Consider the following 20,449-nt stretch of genomic DNA (forward strand, 5'->3'; position numbering starts at 1 on the left):
GTCAGACTAAGTATTCCGATAAAAAACCGCAGGCTCGCGCTTGCGGCTCGAAGCGTGTTGCAGGTGTCAGTCGAGGGTTGGCAGCTCCAGGCCCAGGCGCTTGGCCGCGGCACGCAAGTGAGCGTCGGCGCAACCGGCGGCGGCCTGTCGATCGCCGGCGGCAATCGCCTGGTACAACGCCTGGTGTTCCTGGGCGGCATCGGCGGAGCCGCCGACCTGGCGCCGCGCCGAGTTCTCCCAGGCGGCCTTGCGGGCACTGGTCAGCTGGCTGCGCAGAAAATCATGGAAGGCCACGAAGTAGTCGTTCTTGCTGGCCTCGGCGATGGCCCGGTGGAACTCCACGTCGGCCAGCCCCGCGGCTTCAAAATCACTGCGCTTGTCGTGCATTTCCTGCAGGGCTTGCTGCATGCGCTGCAGATCGGCGGCATCCCGGCGCTGGGCGGCAATCGACGCCGCCTGGGTCTCGATCCACAGGCGCATCTCGAACATCTGCGCCAGATCCGGCAGGCGTCCATCGGCCTGGGGGAAGCGGAACACCGTGCCGGCCGGGGTCTTGGAAATGTACGACCCCAGGCCGCGCCGGGCGATCAGCACGCCGTCGGCCTTGAGCTGGGCAATGGCTTCGCGCACCACCGAGCGGCTGACATTCAGCTGCTCGGCCAACTGCTGTTCAGTGGGCAGGCGCGATTCGGGCGCCAGGCGACCGGAGTCGATCTCGCTGCGGATCGCATTGACCACGCGGACGACGAGAGAGTCGGGACGCTGGAGTTCGAGCATGGAGGGAAACCGTGGTAGTCAGGTTGTCAGACAATAGCGGGTGGGTTTTTTCACTGTCAAGAAAAAACCACGGTGCAGCGACGCCGGTGGCCGCTAGAGCTCAGGCGCCGCGTGCTCAGGCGTTGCCTGGGCTGCCACTCGCTGGCGCTGGGCAATGCCTCCGGGCGCCGGGCGGGCGGGGTCACACCGCGTCCTCGTTGCAGCGCAGCAATGCTGCTTGCAACCACTCACAGAAGCTTCGGGTCAGTGCACTGTGTTCGCTGTCCCGATGCACCAGCCAGGCCCAGGTCGGGCCGCGCACGCTCTGCTCGCACAGGGGCACCAGCAGGTTCTGGCCGCGCGCCTGTTGCGCCAGCAACTGGCTGACCAGCGCAATCCCGTGACCGGCGCAGGCCGCGTCCAGGAGCAACCCCGGATCGGAAAAGTTCAGGCCGTTGCTGCGCTGACCGATGTCCGCACCGCCTTCCACCACCCAGTGGCTCCAGTCCATTTCCCGTTCGCCATGCAAGGTGGTGCGTTGCTCCCGGGGCTGCTCTAGCAGGGCCGGGTGACAGGCCGGGTACAGGCGGTCGCGGTACAGCTCCAGATGGCTGCACTCGGCCTGGGCACTGAGGTCATCACGCAGGGTCAGGTCGATGGTCTGGGTGCTCATGTCCGGCGGCTCGAAGCTGGTGAACAGCCACAGGTCGACCTCGGGGTGCAGGCGATGGAAGTCCCCCAGGCGCGGCAGCAACCAGTGGCGGGCAAAGGCCGGGCTGGTGTTGACCACCAGTTGGTTGGGCTTGCGGTATTGCTCAAGGCGGCGGATGCCCACGGCCAATTGCTGCAGCAGCGACTGGGTGGTGCTGCGCAGGTCGTGCCCGGCATCGGTGAGGGTGACGCTGCGGCCGCTGCGGTAGAACAGAGGCTGTTCGAGAAAGGTTTCCAGGCTGCGGATCTGCTGGCTGATGGCCGACTGGGTCAGATGCAGCTCTTGCGCGGCCTTGTGAAAACTACCCAGGCGCGCGGCGGCTTCGAAGCCGCGCAGGGCATTCAGGGGCGGCCAGTGTTTCAACATGATTGATAAGCCTTGCTGATCAGAATTGCGCTAAATCTATCGTTTGTTGAGGGTTATTCAAAGCCATAGCATGGTCGCCATGGTTCGACCCAGTGGGTTGATTGATAAAAAAACCTTACTTGAGAGGTGCTGCGTCCATGTTCAGCAATCACCGTCAAACCCAGGGTTGGAGGATGCCCGCCGAGTGGGCGCTCCACGCCGCGACCTGGATGGTCTGGCCCCACAATCAGGCCCTGTGGGAGTCGGTCTGGGGCGTGACCCTGGCCGATGTGCAGGCGGATTTTGCGCGGGTGGCCAATGCCATTGCCCGTTTCGAGCCGGTGAAACTGGTGGTGGACCCGGCGGCTCTGGACAGTGCCCGCGCGCTGTGTGGCGACAATGTCGAGCTGATTGCCCAGGCGGTGAATGACAGCTGGTGCCGCGACTCCGGGCCGAGTTTCATCTGCCATCCGCAGCAAGGCCTGGCCGGGGTCAGCTGGCGCTTCAATGCCTGGGGCGACAAATCGGCTCACGACCTGGACCGCAGTCTGGCCCGACGCCTGCTGGACGATTTGCGGCTGCCCAGTTTCGGTAGCCCGCTGGCCAACGAGGGCGGGGCCATCCATGTGGACGGCGAGGGCACCTTGATCACCACCGAGTCGGTACTGCTCAACCCCAATCGCAACCCGGGCCTGAGCAAGGCCGAGATCGAGGAGATTTTCAAACGCTTGCTTGGGGTGCAGAAGACCATCTGGCTGCCGGGTGACCCGGACCATGTCACCGGCGACATGACCGACGGCCATGTCGACGGGGTGTGCGCCTTCGCGCGCCCGGCGGTGCTGTTGGTGGATGCCACCCACGATCAGCAGTCGGTGTACGCCCAGGTGGTGCGGGAGAATCGCCGGGCTCTGGAGCTGGCCCGGGATGCCCACGGGCGCCGCTTCGAGCTGATCGAGCTGTTCGAGGCCAGTGCTGCGGTGGACGCCTGGGCCGAAGTGTTCTGTGCGTCCTACACCAACTTCTACCTGGCCAACGGCGCGGTGATCATGCCGGCCTACGGCATCGCGGCCGATCAAGTGGCGGCCCAGGTGCTGTCCCGGGCTTTTCCCGGGCGTGAAGTGGTGCCGGTGCGGATCAACCACCTGGCCCACGGCGGGGGTGGCGTGCACTGCATCACCCAGCAGCAGCCGCTGTGGCCGCTGGAGGTGCCGGCATGAGCCCGTTGATCGTCGCGACCATCCAGATGCCCTGCACCTGGGACTTGCCCGGCAACCTCGATCGCGCCGAACAACGGGTGCGGGAAGCGGCGGCCCAAGGCGCCCGGGTCATCCTCCTGCAGGAACTGTTTGCCACGCCGTACTTCTGCATCGAGCAACAGCACCAGCACCTGGCCCTGGCCGAGGACTATGCCGACAGCCGGGTACTCAAGCGCTTCGCCGCCCTGGCCCGGGAGTTGGCGGTGGTGCTGCCGCTGAGCTGGTTCGAACGGGCCGGTACCGCCTATTTCAACTCCCTCAGCGTTGCCGACGCTGACGGGCGTCTGCTGGGGGTGTACCGCAAGACCCACATTCCTAACGCCGTGGGTTATCAGGAGAAGGAATACTTCAGCCCAGGCGACACCGGTTTCCGGGTCTGGGAGACGGCTTTCGGGCGCCTGGGAATCGGCATCTGCTGGGACCAGTGGTTCCCCGAGACGGCCCGCTGCCTGGCGTTGCAAGGGGCCGAGGTATTGCTGTTTCCCACCGCCATCGGTTCGGAGCCGGGAGCGGCCGACCTGGACTCCCGGGACCACTGGCAGATGACCATGCGCGGCCATGCTGCAGCCAATCTGCTGCCCGTGGTAGCGGCCAACCGCATCGGCCGCGAAGTGGCCACCAGCGATCCGACGCTGCATATGGATTTCTATGGTTCGTCCTTTATCTGCGATCACAAGGGCCGCCTGCTGGCCGCGGCCGATCGCACGACCGAAGGCGTGCTGTTGCACAGCCTGGACCTTGCGGCCATGGCCGAAGAGCGCCGCACCTGGGGCATCTTCCGTGACCGGCGTCCGGAGATGTACGGCCCCCTGCTGAGCCTTGATGGGCACCACATTCACCCCCACTGGACTACCCGAGAGGCATGACATGCAACCGACTGGCAAACCCCGCTTGCAGGCACTGGGCTGGTTGCTCGCCGCCGCCCTGATATCGACCCAGGCCAGGGCCGAAGACGAAGACAAGACCCTGCGCCTGTACAACTGGGCCGACTATTTCGCCGCCGATACCCTGAGCCGCTTCACCGCCGAAACCGGGATCAAGGTGATCTACGACGTCATGGAAGGCAGTGAAGTGCTGGAAGCCAAGTTGATGACCGGCGGCAGCGGCTACGACCTGATCTTCCCCGGCGACACCGTGGCCGAACGGCTGATGCGCGCCGGCAGCCTGCAGCCCCTGGACCCGAGCAAGCTGAGCGCCCTGGACGACATCGAGCCCGGCCTGCAAAAACTGCGGACCCAGTACCCCCGCGCCAGCCAGGCGACGGTGCCCTACACCTGGGGCACCATCGGCTTGACCTACAACGCACAGCAAGTCGCCGAGCGCCTGCCCAATGCCCCGGTGAACAGCCTGGACCTGCTGTTCAAGCCGGAGCTGGCGAGCCAATTTGCCGATTGTGGAATCTCGGTCATCGACTCGCCGGATGAAGTGCTGGCAGTGGTGCTCAACTATCTGGGGCGTGAACCGCGCAGCGCCAAGCCGGCGGACCTGCAGGCCGCCAGCGAACTGCTGGGCAAGCTGCGGCCCTACATCCGCAAGTTCCAGTCGCAGCCAGTGACCGATCTGGTCAACGGCAACCTGTGCCTGTCCCTGGGGTACAGCGGTGACATGACCCAGGCCCAGCGCACCGCCGATGCCGCAGGGAAAAAGGTCGACTTCCAATATCGCATCCCTCGTGAAGGCACCACGGTGTGGATGGACACCATGGCAATCCCCAAGGACGCCCGGCATCCGGAATACGCCTATGCCTTCATCAACTTCGTCATGCGCCCGCAGAACATGGCGGCCATCAGCAACTTCACCGGCTACCCCACGGCCAATGCCAAGGCTCGGCCTGCAGTCGATCCGCAGATGCGCAACAACCCGGACATCTACCCGGATGCCGCCAGCTTCGAGCACTTGATCCCCGGTCGGGACATCCCCCAGGCCGATATGCGCGCGCGGATGCGCGCCTGGACCCAGTTCAAGACCGCGACCGTATCCCGCCCATGAACCCGAGGCGGCGGGCCGCAGCGCGTTTGGCCGGCAGCCGCCTCCTACACTGTTTGGGTAGCGAGGGCTCCGCTAGGTACATCGCCGGCTTCTGTACCCCTTTCAGCAACCTTACCCAGAGCATTGCCTATGCCCACCCGACGTGAACTCATCAAGCAAGCCTCGCTGCTGGCCGGTATCGCCACCATGACCAACCTAGGCCTGGGTTCGGGCCCCGCCCGGGCCCAGGAGCAGGACGACTGGTACCTGCCTGACGAAGGCGACCGCCAGCAGCGGGCCTTCATGGCCTTTGGTGCCCAAGACGCCATCTGGGAGGACTTCACCGCGGATGTCCAGCAAGCCCAAGGGCGTATCGCCCGAGCCATTGCCGCCCATCAGCCCCTGACCCTGTTCTGCCGCGAACACGAGCGCGACCTGGCCGAGACCCTCTGCGGGACGCACAACATCCGCTACGTGATCACCGAGCTGGACGACATCTGGATGCGCGATATCGGCGCCAACTTCGTCACCAACTCCCAGGGTCAACTGGGCGCGGTGGACTTCAACTTCAATGGCTGGGGCAACAAGCAGCGCCATGCCCTGGATGCCCGGCTGGCGCGGCAAATGGCCGACGCCGCCGCTGCCCGGTACCTGCGCAGCGCGCTGATAGGCGAGGGGGGCGGTATCGAGGTGGATGGCCACGGCACCGGGATCATGACCGAAAGCAGCTGGATCAACGGCAACCGCAACCCGGGCTGGAGCAAGGCCGAGGTAGAGGCTGAGCTCAAGGCTTGTCTCGGCTTGCGCAAGATCATCTGGTTGCCGGGGATCAGGGGCCGGGACATCACCGATGCCCATGTCGACTTCTATGCACGCTTCGTCAGGCCCGGGGTGGTGGTGGCCAACCTCGACAACGACCCGGACTCTTACGACCACCAGGTGACGCTCAAGCACCTGGAGATCCTGCGCAATGCCAGCGACGCCGATGGGCGCCAGCTTCAGGTGTACACCCTGTCGCCGCCGCTCAGCCCGCGTCGCAGCCGCTTCAGTCGTGACAACCCGGATTTCGCGGCGGGCTACATCAATTATTTTGTGATCAATGGTGCGGTGATTTCCCCGCAGTTCGGCGATCCGGCGGCGGATGCCAAGGCCCTGGCCCTGCTGGAGGGCCTCTACCCCGGGCGGCAGGTGGTGCAGTTGGACATCGACGCCATCGCGGCGGGAGGCGGGGGGATTCACTGCGTGACCCACCAACAGCCGGAGGTCTGAGGCTCGCGGGGTGCGGTAAAGTGGTCTGCTGCTTATGGTTGAACTGGACTGATCAAACCCTCCATTCAAGCCATAAGCTGACGCTCCTCACCACCCAGGGACTGATGCCTGGCGTGGGTTTTCAACAGGAGAGTGCAATGAGCGATCAACAACACGCAGTGACGATACGGCCGATTCAGCCTGGCGATTATCAGCAGTGGTTGCAGTTGTGGCTGGCGTATCAGGACTTCTATCAGGTGACGCTGGACGAGCAGGTCAGTGTGGTTGCCTTCGAGCGTTTCTGCGATCCGCAGGAGCCGGTGTTTTCAGCGGTGGCGGTGCAGGGGGATGAGCTGATCGGTTTCGTCAACTCGGTGTTGCACCGTTCGACCTGGGCTGTCACCGACTTCTGTTATCTGGAGGATCTGTATGTCGCCCCGACGGAGCGGGGCAGCGGTGCGGGGAAACGGTTGATCGAGTGGGTGCAGGCCTTTGCCCGGGAACAGCGCTGTGGGCGGTTGTATTGGCATACCCAGGAGAGCAACAAGCGCGCACAGCGATTGTATGACTGGGTGGCGCAGAAACCGGGGGTTATTGAGTATCGGATGGGGTTGTGAGGCGGAGCGGGGGCTTTGGGGCTTTTTGGGGGGGTATATCCGTTGCTGCGGTCACGGCCGCTGGCGGTTTCGCCCTTACAGCCATCCCTTTCAAGGTCTTTTCGTTTTGGCTGCCTTGATGACTCGATCGGTTGAAACATGGGCATTCACGGCCGTCCCCTGCACCCATGTTTTGGGCTTGGGTACCTTGGGGCCTCGTGGGCTTTTCGCAACTTGTTTTGGCTGGATGTTTCTGGCTAATTCCAACAAGCGCTGAGCCAGTTTTTCCGCAGGGATAACGGGAAGGTACTCCGAGGGCAGCGCAATCTGCATTCCCTCATAACCACTCCTGACCTGGACCGCCAAGTGATAGGTCGAGGCTTCCCAGCCTTCAGGCTGGGTGTCCCGATGGGCTTGTTCGACACTTCGTTTGAGTACGGCCAGGACGTTGTATGCCAATACCGCAGTAGCGAACCCGAGCAAGGCAGCTTTTGGGCTGCCAAGGGTTTCGATTTCACTTTCCAGGATCGCTTCCAGTCGCTGGAACATGCCCTCAATACTCCAGCGGCGGCGATAGAGTTCCGCGATCTGCTGTGCACTGACGCTCTCAGGTAGATTGCTCCAGAACATCAAGCTGCTGTCACCCGAGTCCGTTGGCGAATGAAGCGTCAGTTCCACGCGCCGCCATTGGTAACCGCCTCTGACGTGGATGATCTGCTCGCGCACAGTGCCTGTTTCCACAGGTACGGGCTCTTGCCACTCACCCTCTTGAATCAGGCGTGGGTGCTTGGCTTGCTGACGAATGACAAAGGATGTCTGGACCTGCTCACAAGCTTCCATGACCGGAAGCGTGCAGTAGAGTCGATCAGCCAGCCACACCTGGCCCGGCTCGGCATCAGCCAATAGAGGCAGCACACAAATACGCTCGCTTGCGTAGGCATCCTCACACGCCTGAAGGTCGATGACCTGATCGAGATCGGGGTCGTAGACAACCACCGAAAAGCCAGGACGAGCGGCACCTCGCTCGTGGCGTAGAGCGCCCAGACGTTTCTCAGTGGATGCCAAGTGGTTGCCGTCCACCACCCGAACCTGCCAGCCCGGCAGCATCGTGGTGCAACCCAGCTCTTTGATGGTTGGGGTCAGGCGTTGCGCACAGCCTGTGACCAGCGCGCGCAACAGAGCAGGTTCGGTACGACTGATCTTGTCGTAGAGGGCTGCCAAGCTGACAGGAAGATCTTCCAGTTGCCGAGCGGCGGCGTGCAGGGATGGCTTCAAACCCAATGAAACAAGGGACATCAGCTTGATGATGGTCGAGAACAGTAGTTCACGAGAGTACTGCCGTTGCCGATGTTCTTCGAAGACCTGATCGACCCACTCAGGAGCAATAGCCTGCTCCAGCGCCAACTTGGCCATGACGCTGGCAGGTGCTTTTTTCTCGAATCGAGCTAGAACATCGGTCCACATCTTCGGGGATCCCTGACTGAGATTTCAGGGGATTCTACCTAAGACCTTGAAAGGGATGGCTCTTACAGCGGCTCACTTTTGAAAAGCGCAAAAGGTGAGCAAAACGCTTCTGCCCCTCCACTCGGTGCCTCGCATAGCGAGGCATGCCCGAACTCCGGCATTGATCCGTGGGCCGCCGCCACCGGCCATCCCTGGCCGGGTGGCGGCTAACCCGGCATCCCTGCCGGGTTACCCACGGATCAATGCCTGCGTTCGGCCATCGTGGTTAACGGGGCGCTCAGATCAAGATCAAAAGCCAGAGCAAGATCAACATCTGACGGCGGCCTGCCGGCCGACCTGTTTCATTGCCGTTCGCGTTAATGTAGCCGCTGCCGCAGGCTGCGAACGCTCTGGGCGGCACTCCGTCGCAGGAGACGCTAAACCTGCCTCCCCGATATTCCTGACATATCGCGTCGCCTGGTTTCGCAGCCTTCGGCAGCGGCTACAAAGAGCCGGCCTGCGCACCTTGGCTTTGGCTTTTGATCTTGATTTTGATGTTGATCTTCCGGCCCCTTCCCAGCAGCGATGGCCCCTCTATTCCCCCTGACGAAACACCAGCGCCTTGAGCCCACACTGCGGATCGGCGTCGGGAAATTCTGGCGGGTTCTCCAGCCGCTGGTCAAAGCGCAACCCTGGCGCTGCCTCGGCCATGCCCTCCAGCAGAAACTCCACGGTAAACGCCGGGTCGTTCATGCAGGCCAGCACGCAGCCGTTGGCTGTCAGCAGCTCCGGCAAGCGCCGCAGGACTCGGGCATAGTCTTTGCCCAGGACAAAGCTGCCTTTCTGGAACGATGGCGGATCAATGATCACCAGGTCGTAAGGCCCCCCTTGCTTGACCTTGCTCCAGGACTTGAACAAGTCATGGCCGAGAAAGCTCACCCGGCTGGTGTCGTGGCCATTGAGCCGGTGGTTGTCACGGCCACGGCTCAGGGCCGCTCGGGACATGTCGAGGTTGACCACCTGCTCGGCACCGCCAGCGATCGCTGCTACCGAGAAGCCGCAGGTGTAGGCGAACAGGTTCAGGACGTTCTTGCCCTGGGCATGGGCCCGCACCCAGTTGCGCCCGTAGCGCATGTCGAGGAACAGGCCGTTGTTCTGTTTGCTGCCCAGGTCCACCTGGTAGTGCAGGCCTTCCTCGGTGATGGTGCAGGAATCCACCGGCTGGCCCAGCAGCCATTCGCCATGGCTGTCGGGCAGGTAGCGGTGTTGCAGCATCAGGCTGCGGGCGCCGCTGGCGGCCCATTGCGCGGAGTTGCCCAGCTCCACCAGCAGCAGCTTGAGGGCCGCGAGCTGTTCAGGCTCCGGCGCCTTGAACAGGGACACCAGCAATACCCCTTGCAGCCAGTCCACGGTCAGTTGCTCCAGCCCCGGCCAGCAGCGGCCGCGGCCATGGAACAGGCGCCGGGTTTCGATGGGCGCGGTGGCCAGGGCGGTTAGCAAGTGCTGGTTGAGGGTGGCGAGGGCTTGAGGGGTCATCACGGTAACCGGCGATTTTCGGGGGCGGCATTTAACCACAATTGCCGGCGTCCGGCGCTCAGTCGATGTACTGCGCTCGCCCCGTGGCGCGCCAGTGTGCCAGTCGCTCGTCCATCACCGATGCCAGCCGGTCGTAGTTGCTCCAGCTGTTTTCCACCCGGTAGATGGTGCCCGGCTCGGGGGCCAGGATCTGTTCGTAGTCGCTGGAAAACCGACCGCTGTCCCGCCCCTTGTAGTAGGCCAGGGCAAAGGCATTGCCTTCGTCGTTGAAATCGCCGTCGCTGAGCTTTTCATCCAGTACCCGCAACAGGAACTCGCGGCCATCGAGGGTGCGGGCCTGGACTTGGCCGATCTCCTCTTCGACATCCTCCAGCAGCTCCTCGCTGGCAAAGTCGTTGATCAGCATCCAGGCCAGGAACAGGCCGATGTGGGTGGCTCCGGCCGTGGTGGGCAGGTCGCCGGGAAAGTCGCCGCCGTAGTGCCAGGAGGCGTCGTCGTATTTCATGGGGGCAGGTCCTGAAAGGTGAGAGGGGCGTGCAAGTTGCAGGGGCGTCACAGAATCGCGTTGGTCCATTTCGGGGTGCCGGCCAGGCGCCGCTTGACGCTGTCGATGCGCCATTGCCCCGCGACCCGTTTGACCAGGAAGCGATGCTCGTAGCACAGCGCCCGGGAGGCTGGATCACGCATCAGCACTTCGGCCTGGGCGGGCTTGAGCAGCTGGCAGCCCAGGAGTTGGTCGGCCTCGGAGTAGGTTGTGGGGTAACCGTAGGAGGCTCGGGGATAGGCCCGCGGCCGCAGGGTGCAGAAACGTTCAAGGAGCTGTTGCGGTTCGGCCCAGAAGGCGGCGTCGACAGCCTCGTGGCCCAGGGCATTGCCCCGTTGTTCCCAGGCCTCCAGCGCCAGGGTATAGGCCCGTACCTGGGTGACCGGATCGCCACTGCTGTCATCGCCTGGTGCCAGTGGCGGCCAGGGCAGGGAAGGGGCCGCTGCGGACGCTGGCGGCGCTCCGGCACCGGCCTGCGCCAGCTGTTGCATGATCTGGGTATGGCCCTTCTCTTCGGCCAGGGACCAGGCATTGCGCTGCTGGAAGTCCAGGCGCAGGGGATCGGCGCCGGCTTTGAGCAGCAAGCTCAGCATTGCCTCGTGCCCGGCCTGGGCGGCGTTCATCAGGGCAGTGCGTTGCAGTTCGGGGCTGGCGTGTTCGAGCGCTGCGCCATGGGCGATCAGCAACTCGGCCATGGCGCTATCACCTTGGCTGGCGGCCCAGGCCAGGGGGCTGTAGCCCAGGGCCTTGCACGGTTGCTGGACATTCGCACCGCGTGCCAGCAGCAGCGCCACGGCCGGCCGGTGCCCGGCGATTGTGGCGGCCAGCAGGGCCGTGCGGCCGGTGCCCTTGTGCTGCCATTCAAGGTTCGCGCCAGCATCAAGGAGGCGCTCGATGGCCGCGAGATCGCCGCGTGCGGCGGCTTTTTCCAGTAGGTGAGACAAGGTCGAGAGTCCGTTCGGTCAGGGTAAAAACACCGCGGCATGGTAACGCTCCATGCTGTGTTTTTGCCACGCCCGATACGCCCCTCATCGCTGTTCTGGCAGGCCAGTCGCGCTGGGCTACGTTGCGATACGGGACACTGGGTGCGGCCCGGACCATTGCGAGCACCGCTGGCGGGGACTGCGGTGAGGGGCGGTCAATGACCGGCAGCGCCGGCCCGGCCACCGGAGCCATCCTGAGGCGGGTGGGGGTGTTCATGGACGCCCTCCGAAGGCTTGCGTAGGATGGCGCGTTCGCGTTCTACGCCGCAGCAGCCAGCGCTGCTGCCTCCCTTGCCAACAGGAGTCCGTGATGTTCAAGGCCATTGTGATCGACAAAGACACTGCAGGTTATCGCGCCCATCTGAGCCAACTGGAGGAGGTGCAACTGCCTGCAGGCGATGTCACGGTGCGGGTGGCCTACAGCACCCTGAACTACAAGGACGGCCTGGCGATCACTGGCAAAAGCCCGGTGGTGCGGCAGTTTCCCATGGTCCCCGGAATCGACCTGGCAGGCACCGTCGAAGCCAGCAGCCATCCGCGCTTTCGTCCGGGGGAGCAGGTGCTGCTCAATGGCTGGGGTGTGGGCGAGAGCCATTGGGGCGGGCTGGCGCAGAAGGCCCGGTTGCAGGGGGACTGGCTGATCCACCTGCCAGAAGCCTTCAGCGCGCGCCAGGCCATGGCCGTCGGAACTGCCGGCTACACCGCCATGCTGTGCCTGATTGCCCTGGAACGCAGCGGCCTGACCCCCGAGCACGGCGAAGTGCTGGTCACCGGTGCCAGCGGCGGCGTCGGCAGCTTTGCCATCAGCCTGCTGTCGCGCTTGGGCTACTCGGTGATCGCCGCCACCGGGCGGCCGGAAGAGGCCGACTACCTCAAGGCGCTGGGGGCCAGCCGTATCATCGAGCGCGCCGAACTGTCCGAGCCGGGACGCCCGCTGGCCAAGGAACGCTGGGCGGCGGCCATCGATTCGGTGGGCAGTCACACCCTGGCCAACGTCTGTGCCGGCACCGCCGCCGATGGTCTGGTGGCCGCCTGCGGGTTGGCCCAGGGCATGGATTTTCCGGCTTCGGTGGCGCCCTTCATTCTGCGAGGAGTGAGCTTGCTGGGGGTCAACAGCGTGACCCGTCCCTACCACGAACGGGTGCATGCCTGGGAGCGCCTGGCTGCCGAGGTGGACCCGCAGCACCTGCAGCGGATCACCCGCGAAGTGGGCCTGGAAGAGGCGTTGACCGTCGCCCGCGAACTGCTCGACGGCAAGGTCCGCGGGCGGGTGGTGGTGGACGTCAACCGCTGATATAAACCTCGGGCCGCTGCGCTGCCGGAACGTCGCGTGCGGCCTTCATTGCTGCACCTTCTAGGACCGACGCGAGCCCCGTGCCACGGACTGCTTCGCGGCCCTTCGTCCTCTTGATCCGAGGTTGCCTGTTCCATGTCGATTCCCGCCCAGCGCCCGCTCTGGCAGGTGTACCTGATCTTCCTCTTGCCCATGGTGCTGTCGAACTTTCTGCAGTCGTTCTCCGGCACCCTCAACGGCATCTACATCGGGCAGATGCTGGGGACCCAGGCCCTGGCCGCGGTGTCGGGGATGTTCCCCATCGTGTTCTTCTTCATTGCCCTGGTGATCGGCCTGGGCGCGGGGGCCTCGGTGCTGATCGGCCAGGCCTGGGGCGCCCGGGAGTTGGACACGGTCAAGGCGGTGGCCGGCAGTACCCTGTTGCTCGGCGCGTTGATCGGCCTGCTGGGGGCGGTGCTGGGCATGCTGTTTGCGCGGCCGGCATTGCAGGGGCTGGGGACCCCGCTGGATGTGCTGGACGATGCGGTGGGCTATGCCCGGGTGATGATGCTGATCATGCCGCTGCTGCTGGTGTTCGTGCTCTTTACCCAGTTGCTGCGGGGCGTCAGCGATACCCTGTCGCCGCTGCTGGCGCTGATCGTGTCGACCCTGGTGGGCCTGCTCCTGACTCCGGCGCTGATTCGTGGCTGGTTGGGTCTGCCACCCATGGGCATCCAGAGCGCGGCCTTCGCCGGGCTGGTGGGCAATATCCTGGCCATGGGTTTCCTGGTCTGGCGCCTGAGCGGTCGGGCGCACCCGCTGGCGCCGGATCGGGCGCTGTTCGCGGCGATGAAACTGGACCGGGCGATCCTCGGCAAAGTGCTGCGCATCGGCCTGCCCACCGGGGTGCAGATGGTGGTGATCTCACTCTCCGAGCTGGTGATCCTGGCCCTGGTCAACCGCCACGGTTCCCAGGCCACGGCGGCCTACGGCGCGGTGACCCAGATCGTCAACTATGTGCAGTTCCCGGCGCTGTCGATCGCCATCACCGCGTCGATCCTCGGGGCCCAGGCCATCGGCGCCGGGCGCCTGGAGCGCATCACCCCGATCCTGCGCACGGGCCTGGCGATCAACCTGTGCCTGACCGGGGCCCTGGTGCTGCTCGGCTACCTGATTTCCCACTGGCTGCTGGGGCTGTTCATCATCGACCCCACCGCCCTGGTGCAGGCCGAACACCTGCTGCACATCATGCTCTGGAGCATCCTGGTGTTCGGCTTCCAGGCGGTGGTGGGCGGCATCATGCGCGCCAGCGGCACGGTGCTGATGCCGGTGGCGATCTCGATTTTCTGCATCCTTGGGGTGCAGCTGCCGATGGCCTATCTGTTGGACGCGCACTTCGGCCTGCAGGGGGTATGGATGGCGTTCCCGGTGGCCTACCTGAGCATGCTGGTGCTGCAGACTGGCTACTTCAAGCGGGTCTGGCGGCACAAGCAGATCCAGCGGCTGATCTGAGGCCGTTGCCGCTCAGGCGCTGCGGGGCGAGCCTCGGCCAAAGCCGTTGACCACGATGTACAGCAACGGGCCGATGGAGACGAAGACCGCCGTCAGCAGCAGGTAGGGCAGCACCGACAGCGCCGAGCGTCCGCGGGCCCGGGCGTCTCGCAGCATCCACAGTCCAGCCAGCAGCGCCATCAAGTACAGGTCGATGACCACCTGTGCAGTGTCGGGTTGCGACAGCAGTTGCATGCCGAATTGCAGCAGCGACTGCTGTGCCTGGAGCAGGGTGAACAGGGTGTAGGCACTGAAGGCCAGCAGGGTCAGCAGCGCGAGGTAGGGGCGGGGCATGGTGGGTTCCTTGAGCCGGGAGGTGATCAGTCGTTGCACGGGGAGCGTTGCCGGCCCAGGTCCAGCATCAGGTAGAGCAGGCCGGTGGCACCGCAGGCGACGATCAGCGTTTGCGACAGCAGCGAGTCGAAGAGGTACAGCGGGTGCTGCTGAAGGTTGTAGTGCAGCCCGGCGTGAACCACGGCAAAGGCGGCCAGCAGTTGCCGACTGCTCCGTCGCATGGCCTGGCGCGGGTGCCCGATCAGCCACATCAGTGCGACGCACAGCGGTACATGCAGCGCAATGAACCACTGCTGGCCCAGCGCCGGATCGAGGTCGCGCAAGCCATACAGCAGGCGCCACTCGGCTTGGGCCACGGCGTCCAGTTCATGGCCGGCGAACAAGACCAGGCATAGGCGCCAGAGTGTTTTTCTCACCGTTAAACTCCTTGAACTACGGGGAGCGAACAGGCTAAGTGGCAACCCCCGGGCCACTCAATGACCTCCCAGGTCATAGACAGGCGTGGGGCACAAGCGCTCAGCTGGGCGGCACCGGACGACAATCACCTTCAAGGAATGAGTAGGGTTGCTGGCCAAGGCGGGTTTTCGCCCCAGTGGGGTGGTCGAGAACCTGGACGAGGATGATCCCGAACTGATCTTTTTCAAGCCTGTTCGCTGAGCTGTCCGCCAACGGCTAACCCACCCAAAGGATGACGGAACCCGATGATTGAACCCCTTGGACGCGTTCCCGCGCCAGCGCTGCCGGTCGGCGCGCAACTGCGCCAGCTGCGGCGCCAAGCGCGCTTGAGCCAGCTGGATCTGGCGTTGCAGGTGGGCATGTCGCAACGGCACCTGAGCTGCGTCGAGACCGGCCGGGCGCAGCCCAGCCCGGCGCTGCTGCATGGCTTGCTGAGCACCCTGGATACCCCACTGGAAATACGCAACCGGGTGTATCTTGCCGCCGGCTATGCCCCCCGTTATGCCGCCTTGCCATTGGACGACCCGGGCCTGGAGCCGGTGCGCGCCGCGCTGATGCACCTGCTCCAGGCCAACAACCCGGCGCCGGCCATTGTCATCGACGGCGGCTGGCAGGTACTGGCCGCCAATCGCGCCACCACGGCCTTGTTCGGGCTTTTGGGACTGCCGCCGGCGGCGCTGGAGCAAGGCTTCAATCTGCTGGCGAGCCTGCTGCTGCCCGGTGGTTTTGGCGACTGCCTGATCAATGCCGAAGAGATCCGTCAGGTGGCTTGGCAGCGGGCGGCCCGGGAGGCGGCGCAACAGCCAGGGCTGGCGGCGCTGCTGGCGAGCCTGCCGTGCCCCGGCGAGGCGGCGGGTGCTGCAAGCCTGGCCACGCCGTTGCTGCTGACCCGGGTGCGCGGGCCCACGGACGAACTGCGTTTTCTTTCCACCTTCACCACCTTTGGCATGCCCCAGGACATCACTGTGGCGTCATTGCGCATCGAGCACCTGATCCCCGCCGACCAGGCCACCTGGCAGGCGCTGACCCAGGCCTGCGAGGTCGATCCGTCCTAGAGCGCCAAGGTGCGGGCCGGTGCCGCTGCGGTCACAAGGGGGTGAGGCTTGAGGCGCGGCGGGTACGGCTCCAGCGCCGTGCCAGGTAGCCGTAGACCGAGAGGTTGATCACTAGAACCAGGCTGCCCAGCCAGAGCTGGATGCCCGGGGTCAGCCCGGCGGGGTAGATCAGTGGGATCAGGTAGTGCTCGATGAACCCGGCCCCGTAGCCATCCTGGCCGGCGGCGTGGCGCAACAGGTTTTCCCAGCGGGTCAGCGGGCATTCCAGGTGCAGGACTTCCACCGCCACACCCCAGGCCGCGGCGGGCAGGTGCAGCAGCATCAGCCGTGGATGGCGCAGCACCAGCAGGCCTCCCAGCAGCACGAAGACGATGAAGGACAGGTGAAACAGCACCAGGCTGTCAGCGGCGATGCGGTAGAACATGGACGGGTCCTTGTGGCGGGCGGCAGGTCCTTGGCGCGAGCGCGCGGGCAATATACCGATGACGGTGGGCGCTGTGGAGGGCGATTGCCCCCGGCCTCTTGAAAAAGTCTGGACCAAGGCCCCAGGCCGAGGCGTTTTCTGCCGAGCAGCGCGGCTGCGCTACCTATACTGCACAGACGTCAAGGCGCCCTAGCGAGCCTGACACGGTCTTTCTGGGAGGACTCTGCCTTGTGGCCGCTGGCGATCCGCTCCTGTCATTCGCTCCTGGCATTGCGCTGCTGCACGCTGCTGATGTTGCTGGTGATCAGCGGCTGCGCCGGGCGCGCCCCGGAACCGGCCCCGGCGCTCCCGGTCAGCCCGCTCACCTGGCGCCAGGTGGATGCGGAGCTGCTGCACGCGTCCCGTTCCGCCACCTTGCAGGCCGAAGTCTACACCCAGGGTTCCATGGCGCATTGGCGCACGCGGATCTATCAGCAGACCGACGAAAACTTCATCCCCTGGTTCAGTGGCTACTGGACCCAGGAGTGGCTGTCGCTCAAGGTCGGCTGGTACGCCCTGAGCAGCGGGGGCGATGACCAGCAAACCTCCAAGCGTCTGGCCGGTTACCTGCAGCAACAGTATCAGCGCCGGGTTCTGGCCCCGGTGGCGCTGGACATCGATGCCGATGGCATTGCCGGCGAGGCCATGGAGTTCTATGTGCAGTTGCTGCGCCAGCAACTGGTGCTGATCGCCCGCCATCATCAACTGCCTGCACCGCAACTGGATCAGCACTTTGATCGAATCCTGGCCATCGATCTGGGACCCGATGCTGGCCAGCGCGCCTCTTTGGCCCAACTGCTGCGGGTCGAACCCATCGCCCGCTTGCCCGCCTACGGGCCGCTGTTGCAGAAAATACAGGTCGCGCCGACGACAGCAGAGGGCACGCCGGCGCCCGGGGTCTCGCAGGTGGCCCAAGTGACCAGCGACAAACTCCAGGCCGAGTTCGCCGGTCGTGGTGTAGCCGGAGCGGTGGCTGCTTCCGTGGGGCGGGTGGCCGGGGCCTTGATCTCTGTCGGGGTGGCAGGGGTTCGGGCGTTGGTGCATAGCAGTGATCGCGAGGCTCTGCAGGCCCAGACTCGCCGCGATCTGGGCGCGGCGTTCGATCAGGCGTGGTTGACCCAACTGCATGACCCTGAACATGGCGTCATGGCGGGCGTGTATTACCTTGGCCGGCAGATCGAAGGCCAGTTGCAGCAGGCGCCGCCACTGATTGAACCAGGCGGCGCGCCGTGGCGTCCCTGAAAGACCGTTGCCGGATCAGCCTTCCACCGGCGCACTGACACGCGCTGCCTGGGCGGCGCTGATGGCCGGTGCGAGCTGAACTTCATAGTCACTGACCCCTGCGGCATGGCGCCCGGCGATGTAGCCGAAGGTCATGGCTGGTCCCAGGTTAATCCCGCCGGAAGGGTAGAAACCGCCCATGACACTGGCCATGTCCGTGCCGGCCGCATACAGCCCCGGGATCACCGCGCCGGTCTGGTTCAGCACTTGGGCCTGAGCATTGGTCTTGAGTCCGGCAAAGGTGCCGAAACTGCCGGGCAGCACTTTCACTGCGTAGAACGGTGCTTGCTCGATGGCCGCCACACAGGGGTTGGGGCCGGGGTACAGCGGGTCGCCCTGTTTGCGGTTGTAGGGTGTCGAACCGCGACCGAACTCAGGGTCCTGGCCCTGCCGGGCATGCTGGTTGAACGCTTGTACCGTGGCGGCCAGGCCTTGTGGGTCGATGCCGCAACGCCGTGCCAGCGCCTGGATGGAGTCGGCCCGTTGCAGGTAGCCGTTGCCCAGCAGATGGCCCACGGGCAGGGGGAAGGGGCGGGCATAACCCAGCCCGTAGCGACGCTGGAAGCGGTGGTCGCAGATCAGCCAGGACGCCACTTTCTCGCCGGCCGGAACCGCTTCCAGCATGGCCGCGGTGTAGTCGTAGTAACCGTCGGCTTCGTTGACGAAGCGTTTGCCATTGGCCAGCACCCCGATCACCCCGGGTTTGGCCCGATCGATGATATGGGGAAAGTGGCCGATGCTGCCGTCGGCGTGTCGCACCCGCGATACCGGGGCCCAGGCCACCGGGCTGGCCAGGTCGGTGGCCAGCACGGCGCCGGCGGCCTCGCCGAGACGAATGCCGTCCCCCGAGCAGCTCAAGGGGGGCAAGGCCAGGTGCTCGTCGGCGCCAGGCGCCCGGGGAAACAGCGCTTGGCGTCGCACTGGGTCGTGGGCAAAACCGCCGGCCGCCAGGACCACACCGCGACGGGCACGGATCTCCCGCGGTCCCTGAGGCGTGTCGACCAGGGCGCCGTGCACCCCTTGTTCGTCCCGTAGCAGCGAACGGGCCGGCGACGACTCCAGCAGATTCACTCCCAGGTCCTGGGCCGACTTCGCCAGCCGGCCGATCAGCGCCACGCCGTTCACCAGGTGCATGGCCCGGCCGTGCAGCGCCAGGTCCCGCAGATGGCGGACAAAGCGCTTGCCCACATGCAACAGCGACTTGAACGAGCGCGTCATGCTGAGAAAGGCGCCCAGATCGGCTCCGGCCATGATCGGCATGCCCAGGAACGAGGTCTCGCGCAGGGGCCGGCGCAGGCGTGCCAACAAGGGACCGATGACTCGGGCGTCATAGGGCGCGGCGATCACCTGGTGGCCCTCGATACCGGCTCCGGGCACCTGGCCGTGGATGTCCGGAATGCCATTGCCGTCGACGAACTGCAGGGCGGTGTGCTGTTCGAAGAAGCCGACCATCTGCGGCCCGTTATCGAGGAAGGCATCGATGCGCGCCGCGTCATAGCGATGCCCCAATTCGTGCTTGAGGTAGGTGCGCGGTTGTTGCGGGTCTTCATGAATGCCGACACGGCGGGCCAGCGGATTGCCCGGCACCCACATCCAGCCGCCGGACCAGGCGCTGGCACCGCCGAAAGTGGAATCCTTTTCCACTACTACCACGTTCAGCCCATGCCAGGCCGCGGTTACGGCACAGGCCAGACCGGCAGCTCCGGAGCCGATCACCAACAGGTCACAATCAAGAGGCGGGAGGGTTGCGGCGGGAACTTCGCTCACGATGACAGGCCTTTTTGGTGTATTTATAAAAAATGGAATTATGTTCCATAATTGTGGAAAACTATTTCATGTGGCCGCGAGGCTGTCAAACCCGCTGCGTTTGCAGGTGGTAACGCCGTGTGCAGCGGCGTTGTCCGGGGATAGGAGAAAGGGGGGGGCGGGGCCTTGGTGGCGCCCGTCAGGGTTTGCGCAGGATCAGGTCGAACCTGTGGTTGTGCTTGGGGCCGCGCAGGCTCTTGCCCAGCCCTTCGCTTTCCTCGAAATGCTCGATGTGCAGGCCGGCGCACAGTGCTTGTGCGGCGCTGCGGGAGTGAAAAGTCAGGTCTGGCACCGTGGCCCATTGGTCCCGCTCACCGAACAGCTGGCCCACCAGCAATGCGCCGGGTTGCAAGGCCTCGACTTGCACCTGCCAGAACCGGGCGAAGGCGTCGGGGCGACAGAACGGCCAGGCCAGTCCGGCGTGAATCAGCTGGGCCGGCGCCAGTTCATTGAGGGTTTCGAAGTGCCCCTGGACGGCACGTAGGCGACCTTCGGCGAGGGTTCCGGCGCGGTCTTTGAGGCGCTCGATGGCGCTCGCTTGCTGGTCGATGGCCAGTACCCTCCAGCCGCGCTCCAGCAATAAGCAGGTCTCGATGCCCGAGCCGCAACCCAGGTCAATGGCCAGAGGGTGGTCCATGTCGGGCAGGTACAAGGCCAGGGCGTGGCACAACAGGGGTGAAGGTGGGCGACCCTCGAAAGCCTTGTAGAAGGCTTCCCAACGAGCGGACTTCTCACTGTCTGGTGCCGGCATGAATCACTCCTTGATGGTTGGCGCCACATCCTACCGGAGCCCGGCCATCCTTTGCCGGGTTTCAGCTAGCACAAAGCCGAGGGGCCGGTCTGGTGCGCAAGGCAAATGCCGGGCAAGAAAAAGCCGCGCGCT

Annotated in this window: 20 protein-coding genes; 9 read left to right on the forward strand and 11 right to left on the reverse strand. The window is 65.0% G+C overall.

From position 1 onward, the window contains the following. Nucleotides 1-66 precede the first annotated feature (66 nt). Together PLD_RS28105 and PLD_RS28110 are read right to left on the reverse strand one after the other, a co-directional pair. Complete coding sequence (locus PLD_RS28105) at nucleotides 67-777, reverse strand: FadR/GntR family transcriptional regulator (protein WP_159897953.1); 711 nt, start codon at nucleotides 775-777, stop codon at nucleotides 67-69. A gap of 181 nt (nucleotides 778-958) precedes the next feature. Continuing rightward, the gene (locus tag PLD_RS28110; RefSeq protein ID WP_159897954.1) at nucleotides 959-1,834 is read right to left on the reverse strand and encodes a LysR family transcriptional regulator; all 876 of its coding nucleotides are present in this window, start codon (nucleotides 1,832-1,834) and stop codon (nucleotides 959-961) included. Between the two features lie 137 nt (nucleotides 1,835-1,971). On the opposite strand from PLD_RS28110, the gene PLD_RS28115 reads away from it, so the two are divergent. The 5 genes from PLD_RS28115 (at nucleotide 1,972) to PLD_RS28135 (ending at nucleotide 6,902) form a co-directional block, all read left to right on the forward strand. After that, nucleotides 1,972-3,030: an agmatine/peptidylarginine deiminase gene (locus PLD_RS28115; RefSeq protein ID WP_159897955.1), complete on the forward strand. Its 1,059-nt coding sequence runs from the start codon at nucleotides 1,972-1,974 to the stop codon at nucleotides 3,028-3,030. Continuing rightward, nucleotides 3,027-3,935, forward strand: a complete 909-nt coding sequence (aguB, locus tag PLD_RS28120; RefSeq protein ID WP_159897956.1) for an N-carbamoylputrescine amidase — start codon at nucleotides 3,027-3,029, stop codon at nucleotides 3,933-3,935. The genes PLD_RS28115 and aguB overlap by 4 nt, the downstream gene beginning before the upstream one ends. Nucleotide 3,936: 1 nt before the next feature. Next, nucleotides 3,937-5,058, forward strand: coding sequence for an extracellular solute-binding protein (locus PLD_RS28125; RefSeq protein ID WP_159897957.1), 1,122 nt, complete (start codon nucleotides 3,937-3,939; stop codon nucleotides 5,056-5,058). A 129-nt stretch (nucleotides 5,059-5,187) separates the two neighbouring features. After that, nucleotides 5,188-6,306, forward strand: coding sequence for an agmatine/peptidylarginine deiminase (locus tag PLD_RS28130; protein ID WP_159897958.1), 1,119 nt, complete (start codon nucleotides 5,188-5,190; stop codon nucleotides 6,304-6,306). Between the two features lie 137 nt (nucleotides 6,307-6,443). Next, on the forward strand, nucleotides 6,444-6,902 hold the full coding sequence (locus tag PLD_RS28135) for a GNAT family N-acetyltransferase (RefSeq protein WP_159897959.1): 459 nt from the start codon (nucleotides 6,444-6,446) through the stop codon (nucleotides 6,900-6,902). Nucleotides 6,903-6,992: 90 nt separating this feature from the next. Here PLD_RS28135 and PLD_RS28140 read toward each other — a convergent pair whose 3' ends face one another. The 4 genes from PLD_RS28140 to PLD_RS28155 all read right to left on the reverse strand — a co-directional run bounded on the left by PLD_RS28140 (nucleotide 6,993) and on the right by PLD_RS28155 (nucleotide 11,348). After that, nucleotides 6,993-8,294, reverse strand: a complete 1,302-nt coding sequence (locus PLD_RS28140) for an IS4 family transposase (protein WP_159890820.1) — start codon at nucleotides 8,292-8,294, stop codon at nucleotides 6,993-6,995. Nucleotides 8,295-8,918: 624 nt separating this feature from the next. Next, nucleotides 8,919-9,860, reverse strand: a complete 942-nt coding sequence (locus PLD_RS28145) for a class I SAM-dependent methyltransferase (protein ID WP_159897960.1) — start codon at nucleotides 9,858-9,860, stop codon at nucleotides 8,919-8,921. A gap of 58 nt (nucleotides 9,861-9,918) precedes the next feature. Then, nucleotides 9,919-10,365, reverse strand: coding sequence for a hypothetical protein (locus tag PLD_RS28150; RefSeq protein ID WP_159897961.1), 447 nt, complete (start codon nucleotides 10,363-10,365; stop codon nucleotides 9,919-9,921). A gap of 47 nt (nucleotides 10,366-10,412) precedes the next feature. Further along, nucleotides 10,413-11,348 (reverse strand): ankyrin repeat domain-containing protein, encoded by a 936-nt coding sequence (locus PLD_RS28155; RefSeq protein WP_159897962.1) that lies wholly within the window; start codon nucleotides 11,346-11,348, stop codon nucleotides 10,413-10,415. 349 nt (nucleotides 11,349-11,697) lie between these two features. On the opposite strand from PLD_RS28155, the gene PLD_RS28160 reads away from it, so the two are divergent. After that, entirely contained in the window at nucleotides 11,698-12,681 is a 984-nt protein-coding gene (locus PLD_RS28160; protein ID WP_159897963.1) for an MDR family oxidoreductase, read from the forward strand. 135 nt (nucleotides 12,682-12,816) lie between these two features. Beyond that, nucleotides 12,817-14,172: an MATE family efflux transporter gene (locus tag PLD_RS28165; protein WP_159897964.1), complete on the forward strand. Its 1,356-nt coding sequence runs from the start codon at nucleotides 12,817-12,819 to the stop codon at nucleotides 14,170-14,172. A 12-nt stretch (nucleotides 14,173-14,184) separates the two neighbouring features. Here the strand turns inward: PLD_RS28165 and PLD_RS28170 are convergent, their stop codons facing one another. Both PLD_RS28170 and PLD_RS28175 read right to left on the reverse strand, forming a co-directional pair. Then, nucleotides 14,185-14,505 carry a DUF2834 domain-containing protein gene (locus tag PLD_RS28170; protein WP_159897965.1) on the reverse strand — a complete coding sequence of 107 codons (321 nt, stop codon included), beginning with the start codon at nucleotides 14,503-14,505 and terminating at the stop codon, nucleotides 14,185-14,187. Nucleotides 14,506-14,531: 26 nt separating this feature from the next. Further along, complete coding sequence (locus PLD_RS28175; protein WP_159897966.1) at nucleotides 14,532-14,921, reverse strand: DUF6713 family protein; 390 nt, start codon at nucleotides 14,919-14,921, stop codon at nucleotides 14,532-14,534. Between the two features lie 285 nt (nucleotides 14,922-15,206). On the opposite strand from PLD_RS28175, the gene PLD_RS28180 reads away from it, so the two are divergent. Next, complete coding sequence (locus tag PLD_RS28180; protein WP_159897967.1) at nucleotides 15,207-16,016, forward strand: helix-turn-helix domain-containing protein; 810 nt, start codon at nucleotides 15,207-15,209, stop codon at nucleotides 16,014-16,016. 31 nt (nucleotides 16,017-16,047) lie between these two features. Here the strand turns inward: PLD_RS28180 and PLD_RS28185 are convergent, their stop codons facing one another. Further along, complete coding sequence (locus PLD_RS28185) at nucleotides 16,048-16,440, reverse strand: DUF2784 domain-containing protein (protein WP_159897968.1); 393 nt, start codon at nucleotides 16,438-16,440, stop codon at nucleotides 16,048-16,050. A gap of 228 nt (nucleotides 16,441-16,668) precedes the next feature. On the opposite strand from PLD_RS28185, the gene PLD_RS28190 reads away from it, so the two are divergent. Then, the gene (locus PLD_RS28190) at nucleotides 16,669-17,721 is read left to right on the forward strand and encodes a hypothetical protein (protein WP_256674796.1); all 1,053 of its coding nucleotides are present in this window, start codon (nucleotides 16,669-16,671) and stop codon (nucleotides 17,719-17,721) included. A gap of 15 nt (nucleotides 17,722-17,736) precedes the next feature. Here PLD_RS28190 and PLD_RS28195 read toward each other — a convergent pair whose 3' ends face one another. Continuing rightward, complete coding sequence (locus PLD_RS28195) at nucleotides 17,737-19,527, reverse strand: FAD-dependent oxidoreductase (protein ID WP_159897969.1); 1,791 nt, start codon at nucleotides 19,525-19,527, stop codon at nucleotides 17,737-17,739. Between the two features lie 178 nt (nucleotides 19,528-19,705). Beyond that, the gene (locus PLD_RS28200) at nucleotides 19,706-20,317 is read right to left on the reverse strand and encodes a trans-aconitate 2-methyltransferase (RefSeq protein WP_159897970.1); all 612 of its coding nucleotides are present in this window, start codon (nucleotides 20,315-20,317) and stop codon (nucleotides 19,706-19,708) included. Between the last annotated feature and the right edge of the window lie 132 nt (nucleotides 20,318-20,449).

It is taken from the genome of Pseudomonas sp. LD120 (assembly GCF_009861525.1).
Lineage (GTDB): Bacteria > Pseudomonadota > Gammaproteobacteria > Pseudomonadales > Pseudomonadaceae > Aquipseudomonas.